Source organism: Plastoroseomonas arctica (assembly GCF_018128965.1).
GTDB lineage: Bacteria > Pseudomonadota > Alphaproteobacteria > Acetobacterales > Acetobacteraceae > Plastoroseomonas > Plastoroseomonas arctica.
Genome location: NZ_JAAEDH010000001.1, coordinates 375,199 through 394,163, shown reverse-complemented (window position 1 = coordinate 394,163; position 18,965 = coordinate 375,199). Strand labels below are relative to the sequence as shown.

At 70.8% G+C, this 18,965-nt stretch carries 15 protein-coding genes and 2 tRNA genes; 15 read left to right on the top strand and 2 right to left on the bottom strand.

The window, feature by feature from the left end; all coding sequences use genetic code 11:
* The first annotated feature begins 103 nt into the window (after window positions 1-103).
* The 7 genes from cydD to GXW79_RS01855 all read left to right on the top strand — a co-directional run bounded on the left by cydD (window position 104) and on the right by GXW79_RS01855 (window position 5,580).
* On the top strand, window positions 104-1,720 hold the full coding sequence (cydD, locus tag GXW79_RS01885; RefSeq protein WP_211872501.1) for a thiol reductant ABC exporter subunit CydD: 1,617 nt from the start codon (window positions 104-106) through the stop codon (window positions 1,718-1,720).
* A gap of 8 nt (window positions 1,721-1,728) precedes the next feature.
* Entirely contained in the window at window positions 1,729-3,387 is a 1,659-nt protein-coding gene (gene cydC, locus GXW79_RS01880; protein ID WP_246503645.1) for a thiol reductant ABC exporter subunit CydC, read from the top strand.
* A 52-nt stretch (window positions 3,388-3,439) separates the two neighbouring features.
* Complete coding sequence (locus tag GXW79_RS01875; RefSeq protein WP_211872499.1) at window positions 3,440-4,564, top strand: acetoin utilization protein AcuC; 1,125 nt, start codon at window positions 3,440-3,442, stop codon at window positions 4,562-4,564.
* Complete coding sequence (locus tag GXW79_RS01870) at window positions 4,561-5,037, top strand: DUF192 domain-containing protein (protein WP_211872498.1); 477 nt, start codon at window positions 4,561-4,563, stop codon at window positions 5,035-5,037. Before GXW79_RS01875 ends, GXW79_RS01870 begins: the two co-directional genes overlap by 4 nt.
* A 48-nt stretch (window positions 5,038-5,085) precedes the next feature.
* A tRNA-Pro gene (locus GXW79_RS01865) sits at window positions 5,086-5,159 on the top strand.
* A gap of 22 nt (window positions 5,160-5,181) precedes the next feature.
* Window positions 5,182-5,499 carry an ETC complex I subunit gene (locus GXW79_RS01860; RefSeq protein ID WP_211872497.1) on the top strand — a complete coding sequence of 106 codons (318 nt, stop codon included), beginning with the start codon at window positions 5,182-5,184 and terminating at the stop codon, window positions 5,497-5,499.
* A 4-nt stretch (window positions 5,500-5,503) separates the two neighbouring features.
* Window positions 5,504-5,580, top strand: a tRNA-Arg gene (locus GXW79_RS01855).
* Here GXW79_RS01855 and GXW79_RS21720 read toward each other — a convergent pair.
* The gene (locus tag GXW79_RS21720; RefSeq protein ID WP_367614779.1) at window positions 5,539-6,789 is read right to left on the bottom strand and encodes an FAD-dependent oxidoreductase; all 1,251 of its coding nucleotides are present in this window, start codon (window positions 6,787-6,789) and stop codon (window positions 5,539-5,541) included. The two genes, GXW79_RS01855 and GXW79_RS21720, sit on opposite strands and share 42 nt — an antisense overlap.
* A gap of 71 nt (window positions 6,790-6,860) precedes the next feature.
* Here GXW79_RS21720 and GXW79_RS01845 point away from each other — a divergent pair, with 71 nt between their 5' ends.
* From GXW79_RS01845 to GXW79_RS21565, 3 genes are all read left to right on the top strand, one after another.
* Window positions 6,861-7,274: a DUF6855 family protein gene (locus GXW79_RS01845; RefSeq protein ID WP_211872496.1), complete on the top strand. Its 414-nt coding sequence runs from the start codon at window positions 6,861-6,863 to the stop codon at window positions 7,272-7,274.
* A gap of 67 nt (window positions 7,275-7,341) precedes the next feature.
* Window positions 7,342-8,511, top strand: a complete 1,170-nt coding sequence (locus tag GXW79_RS01840) for an acetyl-CoA acetyltransferase (RefSeq protein ID WP_211872495.1) — start codon at window positions 7,342-7,344, stop codon at window positions 8,509-8,511.
* A 143-nt stretch (window positions 8,512-8,654) separates the two neighbouring features.
* Complete coding sequence (locus tag GXW79_RS21565) at window positions 8,655-10,316, top strand: putative bifunctional diguanylate cyclase/phosphodiesterase (protein ID WP_281414642.1); 1,662 nt, start codon at window positions 8,655-8,657, stop codon at window positions 10,314-10,316.
* A gap of 4 nt (window positions 10,317-10,320) precedes the next feature.
* On the opposite strand, the gene GXW79_RS01830 is transcribed toward GXW79_RS21565, so the two are convergent.
* Window positions 10,321-11,466, bottom strand: a complete 1,146-nt coding sequence (locus GXW79_RS01830; protein WP_211872493.1) for a bifunctional 2-C-methyl-D-erythritol 4-phosphate cytidylyltransferase/2-C-methyl-D-erythritol 2,4-cyclodiphosphate synthase — start codon at window positions 11,464-11,466, stop codon at window positions 10,321-10,323.
* Window positions 11,467-11,586: 120 nt separating this feature from the next.
* Between GXW79_RS01830 and dusB the strand changes: the two genes are divergently transcribed.
* From dusB to ntrX, 5 genes are read left to right on the top strand one after another with little or no spacing between them, the layout of a single operon-like run.
* The gene (gene dusB / locus GXW79_RS01825) at window positions 11,587-12,684 is read left to right on the top strand and encodes a tRNA dihydrouridine synthase DusB (protein WP_211872492.1); all 1,098 of its coding nucleotides are present in this window, start codon (window positions 11,587-11,589) and stop codon (window positions 12,682-12,684) included.
* Window positions 12,685-12,722: 38 nt separating this feature from the next.
* Window positions 12,723-13,826: a two-component system sensor histidine kinase NtrB gene (locus GXW79_RS01820; RefSeq protein ID WP_246503643.1), complete on the top strand. Its 1,104-nt coding sequence runs from the start codon at window positions 12,723-12,725 to the stop codon at window positions 13,824-13,826.
* Window positions 13,823-15,277, top strand: coding sequence for a nitrogen regulation protein NR(I) (gene ntrC / locus GXW79_RS01815; RefSeq protein ID WP_211872491.1), 1,455 nt, complete (start codon window positions 13,823-13,825; stop codon window positions 15,275-15,277). The genes GXW79_RS01820 and ntrC overlap by 4 nt, the downstream gene beginning before the upstream one ends.
* A complete protein-coding gene (locus tag GXW79_RS01810) occupies window positions 15,277-17,574 on the top strand; it encodes a sensor histidine kinase NtrY-like (protein WP_211872490.1) in 2,298 nt (765 codons plus the stop codon). Before ntrC ends, GXW79_RS01810 begins: the two co-directional genes overlap by 1 nt.
* The gene (gene ntrX / locus GXW79_RS01805) at window positions 17,564-18,964 is read left to right on the top strand and encodes a nitrogen assimilation response regulator NtrX (RefSeq protein ID WP_211872489.1); all 1,401 of its coding nucleotides are present in this window, start codon (window positions 17,564-17,566) and stop codon (window positions 18,962-18,964) included. The genes GXW79_RS01810 and ntrX overlap by 11 nt, the downstream gene beginning before the upstream one ends.
* The last annotated feature ends 1 nt before the right edge of the window (window position 18,965 follow it).

Sequence of the window (18,965 nt, the reverse complement as noted above, 5' to 3'; positions counted from 1 at the left end):
TGACGGGCGCGTGAGGGTTGGTTAAACGGTTCGGCATGGCGAGAGCAACGCGTTGAGAGAAAAGCGGGGGGAAGCTGCGGCGCTGTTGGCGCGGGAGCGGCGCATGGCGCGCCCCCTCGTCATCCGCTCGGTCGGAATCGGCGTAGCGCTGGTGGCGGTGGGCATCGCGGAAGCCTGGCTGATCGCCGGCCTTCTCGCGCGGCTGCTGGGCTTCGGTGATGCCGGCTGGCCGGCGCTGGTGCTGGCCGGCGGGCTCGCGCTGATCGCCGCCGGCCTCGGCATCGCGCAGGAACGGGCCCAGGTGGCGGCGGGCGAGGCGGCCAAGGCCAGGCTTCGTGCCCAGGCGTTTTCGCGCCTGTTGGACAAGGGCGTGCAGGACCTCCGCCCGGTCGGCGCACGGACCGCGCTGGTGGTCGACCGGGTCGATGCCATGGAAGGCTATTTCGCCCGCTGGGTACCGGCCGCGATGCTCGCGATCATCGGGCCACTCATGGTGGCGGGCGCGGCGGGCGCGATGGATGGCGTCACCGGCTGGATCCTGGTGGTCGCGGGGCTCATGGTGCCGGTGGCGCAGGCCGGTGCCGGCATCGGGGCTGCGGCGGCGAGCCGGCGGCAATTCGGGGCGCTGCAGGCGCTCTCAGGCCGCTTCCTCGACCGCATGCGCGGCCTGCCGACCCTGGTCCTGTTCAATCGCGAGAAGGCGGAGCAATCAGCCCTCGGCGTCCGCGCCGAGGAGCTGCGGGTGCGCACCATGAAGGTGCTGCGGGTGGCCTTCCTGTCCTCCGGCGCGATGGAGCTAATCGCGGCCGCGACCCTCGCCTGCATCGCGATCCGGCACGGCGCGGTGCTGGGCGAGGCGCATCCGGATCCGACGGCGGCGCTGTTCGCGCTGCTGCTGGTGCCGGCCTTCTTCCAGCCGCTGCGCCTGTTCGCCCAGGCCTATCATGAGCGGCTGAGTGCCACTGGTGCTGCCGCCGACCTCGCGCCGCTGCTCGGCGCCGTGGGCACCGGCGGCGGGCTCGTGCTCGAGACCGTGCCACCACGTGTGACCGTCACCTTCGACAATGTCAGCCTCACTTACGACTCTGCGCGCGGCGCGGCTCTGGATGGGCTGAGCTTCCGCGTGGGCGCGGGGGAGACACTGGTGCTCATGGGCGCCTCGGGTGCGGGCAAGACCTCCGTGCTGCGCCTGCTGATGGGCTTCGCCCGCCCCGATGGCGGTCGCATCGCCTTCAACGGCCGTGACGCGATGGCGCTGCGCCCCGACGAGCTACGCCGCATGACGGCCTATGTCGGCCAGCGGGCGCACCTGTTCCGCGGCACGCTGGCCGAGAACATCCGGCTCAGCCGGCCGGAGGCGGATGAGGCGGCGGTGCAGGACGCCGCCGCGGCGGCGCGCGTGATGGATTTCGCCGCCGACCTGCCACTCGGCCTGGACACGGTGGTGGGGGAGGGCGGCTTCGGCCTCTCCGGCGGCCAGGCGCAGCGCGTGGCGGTGGCCCGCGCCTTTCTGCGCGACGCGCCGCTGGTGCTGCTCGACGAGCCGACCGCGCACCTGGATCCGGGCACGGAGGCGGAGGTGATGGAGAGCCTCAAGCGGCTGTGCCTGGGCCGTACCGCCATTATCGCGACGCATGCGCGGGGCTTTCGCGCCTGGGGCGCCGCGGTGCTGGACCTTGCCGGCGGCCGGGCGCTGGGCAAGCAGATGGCGGGGGATTGATCGTGGCCATGGTCGCGGTGCTCGGACGGGTCCTCGGGTTGTGGGGCGCGCGCGGCGGCTGGCTCTTCGCCGGCGTGACGGTGTCGGTTGTCTCGGTGCTGCTCGGCCTTGCGCTGATGGCGCTGGCCGGGCGCGGTGTCGCCGACGGCATCCACGCCGGGACGCTGTTCGTGGGCGGCGGCGGGCTAGCGTTCGTGATGCTGCGCGGCGTTGTCGTCGCGCGACCTGTCGCGCGCTACCTCGAGCGCCTGGTGACGCATGAGGCGACCTTCCGGGCGTTGGCCGACACCCGCGTTTGGTTCTTCGGGCGCCTGGCGGAACGCCTCCCCGCAGGCATCGGCATGCGCCGGATGGGCGACCTGCTCGGGCGCCTGGTCTCGGATGTGGAGGCGCTGGACGGGTTCTACCTGCGTGCCCTGGTGCCAGGTGCCGCGGCAATCGCGGCGGTGCTCGGCATCGCCGTCGTGCTTGGCTTCGCCTCGACCGCGCTGGCCGCCGTGGTGGTGGTGCCGCTGGCGCTGGCGTTGCTGCTGCCGCCCCTGCTTGCGCCGCGCGCGGCCCGCGTCGCGACCGCTGTCGCATCCCGCCAGGGCGCCCTGCGCGCGGCCGTGGTCGATCCGCTGACCGGGATGGAGGACACGCTCGCCGCCAATGCCGAGGCCCGCGCCGGCGCGCGCGTCGCCGCGGAAGGCGCGGCCTTGGCCGAAGCCGAGCGGCGCGTGGCGCGCGAGGCGGCGATCGGCGGCGCCGCGGGCGCGGTGCTGATCCGGCTCGCATTGCTCGGCGCGCTGGGCTGGGGCCTGGCGATGGGCGCGGAGGGCATGGCGCCGGCGGTGCTGGCGGTGTTCCTTGCGGTCGCTTCGGCCGAAGCGCTGGGGCTGATGCCGCGCGCGGGTGCCTCGATCGCCGCGGCCGCCGCCGCTGGTGCGCGGCTGTTCGAGGCGGCCGACACGGCGCCGCCGGTGTCCGACCCTGCCACGCCCGCGGCCGCACCGATCGGCCACGCGCTGGGCGTTGAAGCCGTGCGCTTCGCCTGGACGCCGGATCGTGCCCCGGTGTTCGAGTCGCTGGACCTCGATGTGCCGGAAGGCGCGCGCGTCGCGCTGCTGGGTCCCTCGGGGTCCGGGAAATCCACGCTCGCGGCGCTATTGCTGAAGCTCGCGGCACCCGCCGGCGGACGCATCACGCTGGGGGGCGTCGATATCGCGGACCTGCCGGCGGCACTGGTGCGCACGCGCATCGCCTGCCTGACCCAGGATGCGCGGCTGTTCGACGACACCATCGCGGCCAACCTCCGCATCGCCGACCCCGGGGCCGATGACGCGGCGCTGTGGCAGGCGCTCGACCGCGCCCGGGTCGGGGAGGTGGTGCGGGCGCTGCCTGACGGCCTCGCAACGCAATGCGGCGAGGCGGGGGTGCGCTTCTCGGGCGGGCAGGCGCGGCGGCTGGTCCTTGCCCGCGTGCTGCTCTCGCCGGCTTCGGTGCTGATCCTCGACGAGCCGGCTGCGGGCCTCGATGCCGCCAATGAGCGTGCCTTTCTCGAGACGCTGGAGAGTGCGACCGCCGGGCGCAGCGTGATCCTCATCACCCACCGGCTGGTGGGCGTGGAGCGGCCGACGCGCATCCTGCGCCTAGTGGGTGGGCGCGCGATCCCGGCGGCTGGGTGATGCGTGTGCGCCGCCTTGCCAGGCGCGAGCGCGGCGCCAACATCCCTGCGACATGCCACCCATCCTGATCGGTTCCGAGATCTACCGGCGCTCCTCCTTCGGGGGAAAGCATCCGCTCTCGATCCCTCGCGTCTCGACGGCGCTCGACCTAATCCGCGCGCTCGGCTGGGTGACGCCGGAGCAATACCGCGACAGCCCGCGCGCGGAGGCCGCCCAGCTCACCCGCTTCCATGCGCCCGACTACGTCGCGGCCCTGGAGCGGGCGCAGGCGACGCAGGCCATCTGCGACCACGACAAGGCGCGCTTCGACATCGGGGCGCGCGGCAACCCGGTCTATCCGCAGATGTGGGACCGCCCGCGCACCGGCGCTGGCGGGCAACTGCTGGCCGCCCAGCTCACGCGTGCTGGCGGCGTGGTGCATGTGCCGGGCTCCGGCACGCACCATGGTCAACCGGCTCGGGCCTCGGGCTTCTGCTACCTTAATGACGTGGTGCTCGGCGTCATGGCCTGGCTCGACCAGGGCCTGGAGCGCGTGCTGTACCTCGACCTCGACGCGCATCACGGCGACGGCGTGGAGATGGCCTTCGCCGAGGATCCGCGCGTGATGACGCTCTCGGTGCACGAAGCCGGGCGCTGGCCGTTCACCGGTGCTGCCTCGTCCCGGCTGTCGCGCAACATCCCGGTGCCGGAGGGCTATTGCGACGCTGAGGCCGCCTTCGTGCGCGAGGCCGCCATCCTGCCGCTGATCCGCCATTTCCGGCCGCAGGCGATCCTGGTGCAGGCGGGCGCCGACGCGCTGGCGGAGGACCCGCTCGCGCGGCTCGCGCTCTCCAACAACGCCTATTTCGCGACGCTGCGCGCGGTGATGGGCTTCGCACCGAGGCTGATCGTGACCGGCGGGGGCGGGTACAATCCGTGGTCCGTGGCGCGCTGCTGGGCCGGGCTCTGGGGCGTGCTCAACGGCCACGTCGCGCCCGAGCGGCTGCCGCCGGCCGCCGAGGCCGTGCTGCGCGCTCTGTCCTGGTCACGCGCCGCCGGGCGCGATCCGCCGGAGCACTGGTTCACCACGCTGGTCGATCCGCCGCAGGACCCTCGCCCGGTGCGGGCCGAGGTGGTGCGGGTTTGCGAAGCCGTCATGCGCGACCTGCCCGAAAGCGTGGCATACTCGGCGCCATGAAACGCCGATCCCTGATGAGCCTTGCGGGGCTGTTCCCGATAGCCGCCCTCGCCCAGCCGGGCGTCACCGAGCCGCAGCCGCGGCTGCCGACCGAGCGCCTCGTCATCGCCACGCGCGACGGTCGCCGGATCGACTTCAATGTCGAGATGGCGCTGGGGCCGGACCAGCAGATGGTCGGGCTGATGTTCCGCACCGCACTCGCCGATGACGAGGGGATGATCTTCGACTGGGGTGCGGCGCGCGAGAGCGCGATGTGGATGCGCAACACCCTCATCCCGCTCGACATGGTGTTCATCGCCGCCGACGGGCGCATCCATCGCATCGCCGAGCGGACGGTGCCGCTGAGCCTCGCGACCGTAGAAAGCCGCGGGCCGGTGCGGGCGACGCTGGAACTGGCCGGTGGGGCGGCGGAGCGGCTGAATTTGCGCGTTGGCGACCGCGTGCTGCACCGGCTGTTCGGCACCCAGCCCTGATCCGCTGGACGTGCGGCTCTCGCGCCCATAAGTTGCGCGCGCTGCCGACGGGGCGTGGCGCAGCCTGGTAGCGCGCCTGTTTTGGGTACAGGAGGTCGTGGGTTCGAGTCCCGCCGCCCCGATGGTTGTGGAAAGGAAGGCTCGATGGCGCAACGTGCGCGAATTCATCCGGTGGCGAAGTCGGCCATGCAGTCCGGCCGCGCGTCGAAGACGGAATGGATGTTCGAGTGGGAACCAGGCGAGGCGCAGCGCGCCGATCCGCTGACCGGCTGGGCCGGCTCGGGCGACACCGCGGCCCAGGTTCGCCTGTTCTTCCCGACCCAGGCGACCGCCATCGCCTATGCCGAGGCCCGCGGCATCGCCTATGAGCTTGAGGCCGAGAAGCCGCCCGCGCCCGCGATCAAGCCCAAGGCCTATGCCGACAACTTCAAGTTCGGCCGCACCGAGAACTGGTCCCACTGAGTTTGCGTCCTTAGCTCAACTGGATAGAGCCGCCGACTTCTACTCGGCTGGTTGGGGGTTCGAGTCCCTCAGGGCGCGCCAGTTTCCGCTCCCGGCGAGACGCTCCGCATCCGCGTGGCGGAACACGCCGGTCTTGAGCCCCGCCAGGGTCCGGATCATCTCGCGCCGCAGATAGGGCACCAGCTTCAGCCGGTCGAACACGCGATCCCGCATCCAGGCGAGGCTCGCGGAGTCGCTCTGGAAGAAGGGCGTCATGAGCCAGGAGGCGCGCTGGTAAAAGCGCACATGAGCCCGCCTTGAAGCCGCGTAATCCGCCAGGGCCGCCGGGATCTCGTCACACCGCTCCAGCGCATCGGCCAGCGCCATCGCGTCGAGCAGCGCGGCATTGGCACCCTGGCCGAGCTGCGGGGAGGTCGCGTGTGCGGAATCGCCCAGCTGTACGAGGGGCCCGCGGAACGGCGTGCGCGCGGTGTATTGGGTGTAGCGGGCGAGGGTGAGCGCCTCGGGGCCGGGCAGGGCGGCCACGACCGGCGCCATCTCCGGCCACAGGGTCGCGACCTCGTCACGCCAGGCATCGAAGCCTCGCGACCAGTCGGCATGCCCGGAGGGCTTCAGGCTCCAGAAAAAAGCGGCGAGCGGCGGCCCTCCGGTGACGGCCTGGCCGACCGGCAGCCAGCCCAGCATCGCGCGCGCCGCGATGTAGCGCTGGGTGAGGCTGCACGGCGCGAGGCCGGTATCGGGCACGCTCGCCCACACGGCGCCATAGGCGAAGGGCCGGCCGCCGGGTTCCGGCCGCAGCGTGGAATTGGCACCCGAGGCGTCCAGCACCAGATCGAATCGTGGCGTGGTGCGTCCGGCGGCGTCGACCAGGTGCGCGCCACCATCCGAGGCGGTATCGATGCCGGTGATGGCGCGCCCCGCCTCGACCGTCGCGCCCGAGGCACAGAACCCCGCCCACAGCACCCCGTGCAGCGCCGCGCGGTGCACGGCCAGGGCGTGCAGGCCGGGCGCAAGATCGGCATAGGCGAGGTCGAACACCGTGGCGCCGCGGTCGGTGCTGCCATGCAGCCGGTCGATCCGCGCACCCAGTGCGGTGATCGCCCCGCGCAGTCCGATCCGCTCCAGCGCGGCGAGGCCGGTCGGCTGCAACATCAAGCCCGAGCCCAGCGGCCGAGCCTCGGGGAAGCGCTCGAACAAGGTGACGTGATGGCCGGCCGCGGCGAGGCCGATGCCCGCAGCCAGGCCGGCAATGCCGGCGCCGATCACGGCAAGGGAAAGGCGTCGGACCATGGGCGCTTTTAGTCGTGGCCTTGCCGCTCGCGAAGGGGTGAAGATCATCATCAAATACGGGGGGCATGGTCATGGATGCGGTCGCCGGCGAGAGTAGCAGATCCGTTCCCTGGGTGCTGACGACGCCGAGCGGCCAGTCGGAATTCCTGGCATGGCGTGACGCCGACGCCCCGGTGCCGGCCCTGGTCGTGCAGGTCGGCAAGACCGAGCTGCACTATCGCCTGCGCTGCATCGAGGATGTGGTCGCCATGCTCAAGGCCGCCGGCGACTGGGTGCCGCTCGGCAGCGCGGACGAGCAGAAGCCCGCCGCACCGGGCACGGTCGAGGCCTGGGCCCGGGATCCCGGCAATCCCGTGGGCGGCTGGTACGGCCTGAAGAAGGGCCTGCGGGGTCGCTTCGCCAACTACGTGCCGCCCGTGCTCGAACTGCTGGGCCTGGTCGAGGTTGAGCACAACGCCCGGAACAACAGGATGCGCGCCTTGTAGCGCCCCGCTTCCCCGCGCGGCGCCGCATGGCTAGGTTGGCGCCCGCTCTCAGGGAAGGAATTCGGCCATGACCGACGCCTGCATCATCGGCTGGGCGCACAGCGCCTTCGGCAAGCTGGAGGACGCGCCGGATCTCGAAACCCTTATCGGCCGCGTCGCGCGCGCCGCCATCGAGGATGCCGGCGTGGCGCCGGAGGAGGTCGATGCCGGGTTCGTCGGCGTCTATGGCGAGGGCTTCACGCCGCAGGGCTTTCCCTCCTCGCTGGTGCTGCAGCATGTCCCCGAGATGCGGTTCAAGCCGATCACCCGCTTCGAGAATGCCTGCGCCACGGGGTCCGCCGCGATCCATGGCGCGCGCGACTTCATCCGGGCCGGACGCGGCCGCATCGCCCTCGTTGTGGGGGCCGAGAAGATGACGGCGGTGAGTGGCCAGCGGGTGGGCGAGATCCTGCTCACCGCCAGCCACCAGGCGAGCGAGGGGGGCATCACCGGCGGCTTCGCCGGCGTCTTTGGCCGCATTGCGGAGGCGTATTTCCAGCGTCATGGCGACCAGTCCGACGCGCTCGCGGCCATCGCGGCCAAGAACCACCGCAACGGCGTGGACAATCCCTGGGCGCAGATGCGCAAGGATCTCGGCTACGCTTTCTGCCGCGAGGAGAGTGCGAAGAACCCCTATGTCGCGGGTCCGCTCAAGCGCACCGACTGCTCGCTGGTCTCCGACGGCGCCGCCGCCCTGGTGCTCGCCGATGAAGAGACCGCGCAGGCCATGGCGAAGTCGGTGCGGTTCCGCGCCGCCGTGCAGGTGAACGACCTGCTGCCGATCGCCGGGCGCGACATCATCCGCTTCGAAGGTGCCGCCGCCGCCTGGCAGCGTGCCCATGCCGAGGCCGGCACCGCGCTCGCCGACCTCTCCTTCGTGGAGACGCATGACTGCTTCACCATCGCCGAGCTCATCGAATACGAGGCGATGGGCCTGACCGCCGAAGGGCAGGGCGCCCGCGCCGCGCTCGAGGGCTGGACGGCCGCCGATGGCCGGCTGCCGGTGAACCGCTCGGGCGGGCTCAAGGCGAAGGGCCACCCGATCGGGGCCACGGGGGTGTCCATGCACGTGCTGGCCGCGATGCAGCTCACCGGCAATGCGGGCGCGATGCAACTGCCGCGCGCAGATCTCGCCGGGGTGTTCAACATGGGCGGGGCGGCGGTGGCCAACTACGTCTCGATCCTCGAGCGCGGCTGAGCCGCCGCCTCCATCCTTTGTTCAGCTTTGCCGCCTAGGCTCGCTTGGCGTGGTTGATCCCGGCCGCGCCACTCGAGGCGGAAATGGCGAGCATGACGCTGCGGCACGCCGATCCGGTGCCCTCCGAAATGGAGGGGCCGAGGATGAGGAAAACCCTCACCGAGGTGGATGGCGCAGAGTCGTCTCCGCATTCCGACCTGGCGCTGGAGGCGGTGCGCGCGCTGCCCGAGCCGGTGATCCTGTGCGACCGGTCGCTGCGCCTTCTGATGGTCAATACCGGCGCGATGCAGCTGCTCGGACTCGCCACGCCGCCGACGCCTGGCGCCGAGATCGGGCGCGTGCTGGCCGAGAGCCCGCGCTTCACCCCGGCCTCGGCGAAGCTTCTGCAACGCGCGATGGCGGCGGCGCTGGAGGACGGGGATGGCGGCGAGATCGCGATGCGCGGGGCGCCATCGCTCGCCTGCCACCTGGCGCTGCTGCCCGGCGGCGTGCTGCTGCTGCGCCCGCGTCTGGTGGAAACCGCCTCGCCCGCGTCGAACCTGGACCCGCTTACCGGGCTCGCGGACCGGCAGAGCTTCCTCGCCAAGCTCGACGCCGAGTTGCGCGACCGGCGGCAGCGTCCTTGCGCCATCCTCATGCTGGATTTCCGCAGCTTCCGATCGCTCAATGACGGGCTCGGCCACGGCGCCGGCGATGCGGTGCTGCGTGAGGCCGCGCGCCGGCTGCGCGAGGGGCTGCGCACCCATGACCTCGTCGCGCGGATCGGGGCCGATGAATTCGCGGTGCTGCAGCCCGGCGTCGACAGCGCGGCCGTGGCCGAACGCGTGGCGCGGCGCCTGGTCGCGCGCCTGTCCGAGCCCACCCTCATCGGCGGCCAGGCCGTGGTGATGGTGGCGCGCGCCGGCATCGCGCTGGCCCCCGAGGACGGCACGGAAGCCGCACCCCTGCTGCACTGCGCCGGGCTGGCCCTCGCCGAGACCAAGCTCGACGTGAGCGGCGCGCCGCGCCGCTTCGAGCCGCTGATGGAGCATCGCGCGAGAACCCGGCACGCCATCGCCTCCGGCTTGCGCGAGGCGCTCGCGCGGCGGCAGTTCATCCTGCACTACCAGCCGCTGATGGACCTCTCGACCGAGCGGGTGACCGGGTTCGAGGCGCTGATCCGCTGGAACCACCCCGAGCGCGGCATGATCCCGCCGATGGCCTTCATCCCCGTCGCCGAGGAGCGCGGAATGATCTCGGCCATTGGCGAATGGGTGCTGCGCGCGGCCTGCGTGGAGGCGGCGGGCTGGCCGGCGTCGATGACCGTGGCGGTGAACGTCGCGGTCGCGCAATTCGCCAATGGCCGGCTGGCGTCGATCGTGCGGGATGCGCTGGCGGCCTCGGGCCTGGCGGGCTCGCGGCTCGAGATCGAGATCACGGAATCCCTCGCACTCGCGCAGACCGAGGCGGTGAGGGCGCAGATCGAGGCGATCCGCGCGATGGGGGTGCGCATCGCGGTCGACGACTTCGGGACGGGCTATTCCTCGCTGGCGCAGCTGCGCAACCTGCCCTTCGACCGGCTCAAGATCGATCGCAGCTTCGTCCGCGAGTTGCCCGCGGGCCTCGAATCCCTCGCCATCATACGCGCGGTCGCGGAGCTGGGTTCCGCCCTGGGCCTGCAGATCACCGCCGAAGGCGTAGAGACGGAGGAGCAGCGCGACGGGTTGAAAGCGATGGGCTGCACCGCGGCCCAGGGGTTCTACTACGGCCGACCGGAGCCTGCCGCATCGGTCCCGGGCATGATGGTACGGCTCGGGGGTGCATGAGGCGTTAGTCGGGTAGCAGAACCACCGCGGCGGCCTGCGCGGCGATGCCTTCGCCACGGCCTGTGAAGCCCAGGCGCTCGGTGGTGGTGGCCTTGACCGAGATGCGCGACACCGGCGCGCCGAGCAGCTCGGCCAGGCGCGTGCGCATCGCCTCCGCGTGCGGGGCGATCTTGGGGCGTTCGCAGATTAGCGTGACATCGGCATTGGCGAGCACGCCGCCGCGCGCGGCGATCCGCGCGGCCGCGTGGCGGAGGAAGCGCGCACTGTCGGCATCCTTCCATTCCGCCTCGGAGGGCGGGAAGTGCCGGCCGATATCGCCCTCGGCCAGCGCGCCGTAGATCGCGTCGCACAGCGCGTGCAGGCCGACATCCGCATCGGAATGGCCGTCAAGGCCGAGCGCGTGCGGGACGGTCACGCCGCACAGGACCAGCGGGCGCCCCGCGACCAGGCGATGCACGTCGAAGCCGGTGCCCATGCGGGGGAACAGGGCGGGGGTCATCAGGGAGGTCACGCGGGCCAGGTCCTCGGGGTGGGTGATCTTGATGTTGCGCTCGGATCCCGGGACGAGGGCGACGACGAGCCCCATCAGCTCCAGCAGGGCCGCGTCGTCGGTGACCTCCGCTGCCGCGGTGCGATGTGCGGCGAGCAGGGGGGCGAAGCGGAAGGCCTGGGGCGTCTGCGCCCGGAACAGACCCTCGCGCGGCACCGTCGCGGCGATGACGCCGCCCTCCGCGCGCTTGAGCGTGTCCGAGACGGGCTGAGCCGGAATGGCGCCGGGATGATCGGCGAGTTCGGCGATCAGCCGCGCGATGGTGCCGCCGGGGATGATGGGGCGCGCGGCATCGTGGATCAGCACGAGGTCCGGCGCGTCGCCGGACATGGCCTCGAGTCCCGCACGGACACTCGCCTGGCGCGTCGCGCCGCCGGCCATGGGCGCCAGGGTCGGCAGCCCTGCGAGAAGCGCGGCGACCTGCGCCTGCTCGCTGGGCTGGCAGACCGGGAGCAGGGCGGTGACTAGGCCTTCGGCGAGCAGGGCCTCGGCGGCGTGGCGCAGCACGGTGCGGTCGCCGATCTGGGCAAATTGCTTCGCCGTGTCGCCGCCGAAGCGGGCGCCGCGGCCCGCGGCCAGGAGCAGGGCGATGATGCGCATTGCTGCCTCATAACCGACGCCCCGATCCGAGGCGAGGGGCGTAGACGGATGCTTGTTTTTCTCGCAACCGCCGCGGAAGGCCTAGCACTCCGGCGCGGCTGGGCTTAAGTTGATTAAATCATGAGCAACACTCGCGAAAATCCACGGCACGACGCCGTTCTGAAGCTATTGCGCCCCATCACCATTGGCAGCGTTCGGATCGAACAACCGGTGATCCTGGCACCAATGTCCGGGGTCACCGACCTGCCGTTCCGCCAGCTGGCCCGGGCGCTGGGAGCACCGATGGTGGTGAGCGAGATGATCGCCTCCCAGGCGATGGTGCGGGAAAACCGGCAGACCCTGAAGATGGCCGAGGTGGATGGCTTCGGCGGCCCCGCCTCCGTCCAGCTCGCCGGCTGCGACCCGGTGGTGATGGCGGAGGCGGCGAAGCTCGCGGTGGATCGCGGCGCGGCAGTCATCGACATCAATTTCGGCTGCCCGGTGAAGAAGGTCGCAGTCGGGCAGAGCGCGGGCTCGGCGCTCATGCGCGATGAGGTGGCCGCGGCGCGGATCCTCGAGGCGACGGTACGCGCGGTCGGTGTTCCAGTGACCTTGAAGATGCGGATGGGCTGGGACCACAGCAGCCTCAACGCACCGCGCCTGGCTCGCATCGCCGAGGAATCGGGCATCCGCATGGTCACGGTGCATGGCCGCACGCGGCAGCAATTCTACACCGGCACCGCGGACTGGGCGTTCATCCGCCAGGTGAAGGAAGTTGTTGGCATCCCGGTGATCGCCAATGGCGACATCCTGACGCCGGAGGATGCGGCCGAGGCGCTGCGCCTGTCAGGAGCGGATGGTGTCATGGTCGGACGCGGGGCTTATGGGCGGCCTTGGCTGATGGCCAGGATTGCCGCCTTCCTGGCAACGGGAACTGTCCCGGACGAACCGTCGCTCGCCCAGCAAAAGACAATCTTGACAGATCATTACGCGGCGATGCTCGCCCATCACGGCAGCAACACGGGCGTTCGTCTCGCGCGGAAGCACGTTGCTTGGTATTCCAAAGGCTTGCCGGGTTCGGCCGAGTTCCGTGTGAAGATTAACCACGTCGTGGAAGCAACGGAAGTCCTGCGATTGATCGACGCCTTCTACGATCCCCTGATCGAGATCGGCGTCGACGCCGCGCGCCTCGGCTTTCAGGACCAGGGGCGGCAGGACCAGGGGCGGATGGCGGCGTGAGCGGGGCAAGCCGCAAGTCGCGCCTTGTCGCGCGGTTCCTGCCGGCGCGCATCGCGCCAGCGCCCGATCCTTCGCTCGTCTTCGCCGCTCTGCCGGTCGCGACCATCGTGCTCGATGCCGAGAACCGCTTCCGCAGCGTGAACAACGCCGCCGAGCAATTCTTCGGTGCGTCCGCCACCGGGCTGCTCGACATGCCGCTGGCGGAGTTGCTGCCTCCGGACAATCGCTTCTTTGCCCTGCTCGAGCAGGTGCGGCGCTTCGAGGCGCGGGTCTCCGACCACGACCTCACGCTCGAGAGCCCGCGCATGCATCGCCGCGGCGTCACGGTGCATGCCGCCCCCTTGCCCGAGATGCCGGGCAGCGTTATCGCCATGCTCGAGGATGGCTCCACGGCGCAGATGCTGGACCGGCAGTTGAACTTCCGCGGCGCGGCACGCGGTGCCTCCGCCATGGCGGCCATGCTGGCCCACGAGGTAAAGAACCCGCTATCCGGCATTCGCGGTGCCGCCCAGCTGCTGGAACAGGCCGCATTGGAGGCGGACCGGGAGCTGTGCCAGCTCATCCTGGACGAGGTAGACCGCATCACAGGGCTGGTCGACCGGTTCGACATGTTCTCCGAGCACCCGGTCGAGCGTTCTGCCGTCAACATCCACCAGGTGCTGGACCATGTGCGGCGGATCGCGGCGAGCGGGTTTGCCGCGCACCTCCGCATCATCGAGGAATACGACCCCTCCCTGCCTCTCGTCTGGGGCAATCGTGACCAGCTGGTGCAGATTTTGCTCAACCTCGTGAAGAACGCTGCGGAAGCGGTTGATCCGGTTGGGGGAGAATTGGTCTTGGCGACGTCGTATCGACATGGTGTCCGGATCGCGGTTCCCGGGAGTTCGCAGCGCGTGCATCTGCCGCTGGAGGTCAGCGTGCGCGACAATGGCCCTGGCATCGACGAGGGGCTGCGTGCCACGCTGTTCGAGCCTTTCGTCACGACGAAGCGCGGTGGCCAGGGCCTCGGCCTCGCGCTCGTCGCCAAGCTGGTCGCCGACCAGGGCGGTCTGATCGAGTGCGACAGCCGCCCGGGGCGGACCATCTTCCGCCTCTCCCTCGCGGTCCCGCCACCCGGCGCCGAGACGGGAGCCGCGGCATGACCGAGGCCCGCACCGTCCTCATCGCCGATGACGACCGCGCCATCCGCACCGTGTTGAGCCAGGCGCTCGCGCGTTCCGGCTACCAGGTGCGCGCGACCTCCTCGGCGGCGACGCTGTGGCGCTGGGTGGAGGATGGCGAAGGCGACCTCGTCATCACCGACGTGGTCATGCCCGACGAGAACGGGCTCGACCTGGTACCACGCATCAAGCGCGTGCGCCCGGAGCTGCGCGTGGTGGTGATGAGCGCGCAATCCACCTTCGCGACCGCGCTGAAGGCCACGCAGCGCGGCGCCTTCGAATACCTGCCCAAGCCCTTCGACCTGAAGGAGCTGCTGGCGGTGGTGGAGCGGGCGCTCGCTGCCCCGGCGACCGCCGTGGTCCATGAGGAAGGCGAGGGTGCCCCGGCCGAGGGCGAAAAGCTGCCGCTCGTCGGTCGTTCGACCGCCATGCAGGAGATCTATCGCACCGTCGCCCGACTCACGACCACCGACCTCACCGTGATGGTCACCGGCGAGAGCGGCACCGGCAAGGAGCTGATCGCGCGCGCCCTGCATGATTACGGGCGCCGCCGATCCGGGCCGTTCGTCGCCATCAACATGGCCGCGATCCCGCGCGAGCTGATCGAGAGCGAGCTGTTCGGCCACGAACGCGGCGCCTTCACCGGCGCGCTGAACCGCGGCGTCGGCCGATTCGAACAGGCGGCCGGAGGCACGCTCTTCCTCGACGAGATCGGCGACATGCCGCCCGAGGCGCAGACGCGCCTGCTGCGCGTGCTGCAGGAGGGCGAGTTCACCACCGTCGGCGGCCGCCAGCCGATGAAGGCCAATGTGCGCATCGTCGCCGCCACCCACCGGGACCTGCGGCAGCTGATCCGCCAGGGCATGTTCCGCGAGGACCTGTTCTACCGGCTCAACGTCGTCCCGATCCGCCTGCCGCCGCTGCGCGAGCGGATCGAGGACATCCCGTTGCTCGCGCGCCACTTCCTCGACCGTGCCCGCGCCTCCGGCCTGCCCTCGAAGCAGCTGGATCCCGAGGCGCTGGAGCGGCTCAAGCAGCACGCCTGGCCGGGCAATGCGCGCGAGCTCGAGAACCTCATGCGGCGCCTGGCCGCACTCTATCCCCAGGAGGTCATCGGCGGCGATGCGGTCACCGCCGAACTTGCCGAGGCGACGCCGATGGCCGAGGCCGAGCAGGGCCCGGGTGGCGGCAGCCTGGAGCAGGCGGTGGAACGTCACCTCGCCAGCTTCATGGCGGCCCACCGGGACGGCATGCCGGTGCGCGACCTCTATGAGCGTGTGCTGGCGGAGGTGGAGCGCCCGCTGCTACGATTGGCGCTGGCCGCCACGCGCGGCAACCAGATCAAGGCGGCATCGATGCTTGGGCTGAACCGCAACACGCTGCGCAAGAAGATCCGGGAGCTTGAGCTGCCGGTGGTGCGCGGCCTGCCCTGATGAACGCCTCTCCGGGCCGGCCGTCGGCACGGGCGAGCCCGCAATCCGCTGACGAGGGCGGTGGCCGCCGCTGGGTGCGCCAAGTCTTCGAAGTGCTGCTGGGCCGGGCGGCAACGCTTGCCCTTGCCGTCGGCGCGCTGATCCTGGGCGTCTTCACCTTCTCGGAACTGTCGGGTGGCACCCCGTTCGGCCCCGCGAGGCCGGGGCAGGTGGCGGGCCTGGTGCTCGTGAACCTCACCTTCGTGCTGCTGCTGCTGGCCTCGCTGCTGGCGCGGCTCGTGCGGATGTGGCTGGAACGGCGGCGCGGCTCGGCAGGCTCGCGGCTGCATGTGCGGCTTGTGGCGCTGTTCGGGCTGGTCGCGGTGGTTCCTGCCATGCTGGTGGCGGGCTTTGCGGCGGCGTTCTTCAACTACGGCATCCAGGCCTGGTTCTCGGACCGGGTGCGCACCGCGCTAGACGCCTCGCTCTCGGTGAGCCGCGCCTATCTTGAGGAACATCGCCAGAACATCCGTGGCGATGCGCTGGCCATGGCGGCGGATCTCAATCGCGCGCGGGTCTTCCTGCCCGACAATGGCCTAGCCTTCGCGCGCCTGCTCGCGACGCATACGCAGCTGCGCGGGCTGACCGAGGCCTTCGTCTTCGAACCTACGCTGGGGCAGGTCATGGCCCATGCGGGCCTCGCGACAAGCTTCATGCTCGACCGACCGCCGGTCTGGGCCGTGGAGTTGGCGCGCACCGGGGAAGTTGCCGTGCTGCCCGGCGAGCAGGAGGGGCGCGTGCGCGCCGTCGTCGGCCTCGATATCGCGCCGGGATACATGCTGATGATCGGCCGGCCGATTGACGGCGCGGTGATCGCGCATATGGAACGCACCGAGGAGGCTGTCGCCCAGTACGAGGCGCTGGAGCGCAACCGCTCCGGCCTGCAGATCAGCTTCGTGATGATCTTCGCGGTGGCCTCGCTGTTGCTCCTGCTTGGTGCAGTCCTGGTGGGCCTGGTCTTCGCGAACCAGCTCGCGCGACCGATCTCGCGCCTGATCCAGGCGGCCGAGCGCGTGCGCGCCGGCGACCTCACGACGCGGGTCGAGGAAGGCCGCGCCGATGACGAGGTCGCGAGCCTCAGCCGCGCCTTCAACCGGATGACCAGCCAACTTTCTGCACAGCGGGCGGAGCTGCTGGAAGCCTATCGCCAGATCGATGAGCGCCGACGTTTTACGGAGACGGTGCTCGCCGGCGTCTCCGCGGGTGTGGTCGGGCTGGATGCCGAGGGCCGGATCAACCTTCCCAACCGGAGTGCGGCCGCGCTGCTCGGCGTGGAACTCGACAGCGGCATTGGGTTGCCGCTCGCCGGCATGGTGCCGGAATTCTCGCCGCTGCTGGACGCCGCGCGCGCCGCACCGGAGCGCAGCCACACGGCCGAGCTGCGCATCGGCTCGCCGTCGAACCGGCGGACGCTGCTGGCACGCCTCGGCGCGGAAATGCAGAACGGTCGCGTCGAGGGCTTCGTCGTCACCTTCGACGACGTCACGGAACTGCTGTCGGCGCAGCGCAAGGCGGCCTGGGCGGATGTGGCACGCCGCATCGCGCACGAGATCAAGAACCCGCTCACCCCGATCCAGCTCTCCGCGGAGCGGCTGAAGCGGAAATACCTCAAGGAGATCACCTCCGACCCCGAGACTTTTCGCCAGTGCACGGACACGATCGTGCGACAGGTCGGCGATATCGGCCGCATGGTCGATGAGTTCAGCGCCTTCGCGCGCATGCCGCAGCCGGTGATGCGGCCCGAACCGCTCGCCGAGGTGCTGCGCGATGCCCTGGTCCTGCAACAGAACGCGCACGCCGCGATCGAGTATATCGTGCGTGTTCCGGAGGCGCCGCTCGTCGCCTCGTGCGACCGGCGGCTGATCGGGCAGGCGCTGACCAACCTGCTTCAGAACGCCGCCGATGCGATCCTTGGGCAGGAGGGGGACGGCATTGACGGAATTCGAGGACACGTCACCCTGTCCCTGACAGGGGAAGGCGCTTGGGTGGAAATCGCTGTTGAGGATGACGGCCCCGGCCTGCCGGAAGGCGATGAGCGCGAGCGGCTGGCCGAACCCTATGTGACGCACAAGGCGAAGGGCACTGGCCTGGGACTCGCCATCGTGAAGAAGATCATGGAAGACCATGGCGGGCGACTGTCGCTGGAGGATCGCGGCGCCGAACGCGGGGCGCGTGCCGTGCTGGTGCTGCCGCTGCGTGCCGCCGAGGCGGGCGAGCCCGATGCGCGGGATACGATGAGGCTTGCGCATGGCGCATGAGATTCTGATTGTCGACGACGAGCCCGACATTCGGGCGCTCGTCGAGGGCATCCTGTCCGACGAAGGCTACCAGACGCGCCAGGCCGCCAATTCGGACACCGCGCTCGCGGCCTTCCGTGCCCGTCGTCCGGCGCTCGTTGTGCTCGACGTCTGGCTGCAGAATTCGCGCCTGGATGGCTTGGGCATCCTCGAGGCGATGATCCGCGAGGAGCCGGCGCTGCCGGTCGTTATGATCTCGGGCCACGGGAATATCGAGACCGCGGTCCAGGCGATCCAGAACGGCGCCTACGACTTCATCGAAAAGCCGTTCAAGTCGGATCGGCTGCTGCTCATCGTGTCCCGCGCGTTGGAAGCAGCGCGACTGCGGCGGGAGAATTCCGAACTCCGCCTGCGCGCCGGTGCCGAGACCGACCTGGTGGGCGTCAGCCAATCCATCATCCAGCTGCGCGGTTCGATCGAGAAGGTCGCGCCCACCGGCAGCCGCGTGCTGATCACGGGGCCGGCTGGAGCAGGCAAGGAGGTCGCGGCGCGGATGATCCATGCCCGCTCCAAGCGCGCCGATGGTCCCTTCGTCGCGCTGAACTGCGCCACGCTGAACCCCGCCCGCTTCGAGGAGGAGTTGTTCGGCGTCGAGGCCGGTCAGGATGCCGGCGCCCAGCCGCGCCGCGCCGGCGTGCTGGAGCGCGCGCACAATGGCACGCTGCTGCTCGACGAGGTGGCGGACATGCCGCTCGAGACCCAGGGCAAGATCGTGCGCGCCTTGCAGGAACAGGGCTTCGAGCGCATCGGCGGTGCGACGCGCGTGAAGGTGGATGTGCGGGTGATCGCGACCTCGAACCGCGACCTGCAGGCGGAGATCGCGCAGGGGCGCTTTCGCGAGGATCTGTTCTACCGACTGGCCGTGGTGCCGCTGCGCGTCTCCGCGCTGCGCGACCGGCGCGAGGATGTACCCACGCTTGCGCGCTACTTCGTCGCGCGCTCGGCCGAAAGCTCCGGCGTGCCGGCGCGCGAGATCGCCGAGGACGCGCTGGCCGCGATGCAAGCCTATGACTGGCCCGGGAATGTGCGCGAGCTGCGCAACCTGATCGACTGGCTGCTGATCATGGCGCCTGGTGGTGTCAGCGACGCGATCCGCGCGGAGATGCTCCCGCCCCAGGTGGGCGCGGCGGCACCCGCCGTGCTGAAGCTCGACCGTTCCAGCGAGATCATGACCCTGCCGTTGCGTGAGGCGCGCGAATTGTTCGAGCGGCAATATCTCGAGGCGCAGCTGATGCGCTTCGGTGGCAATATCAGCCGCACAGCGAATTTCGTCGGCATGGAGCGCAGCGCGCTGCACCGCAAGCTGAAGTTTCTGGGCGTGCACGCCGATGAGCGGGGCGCCGTCGTCTGAG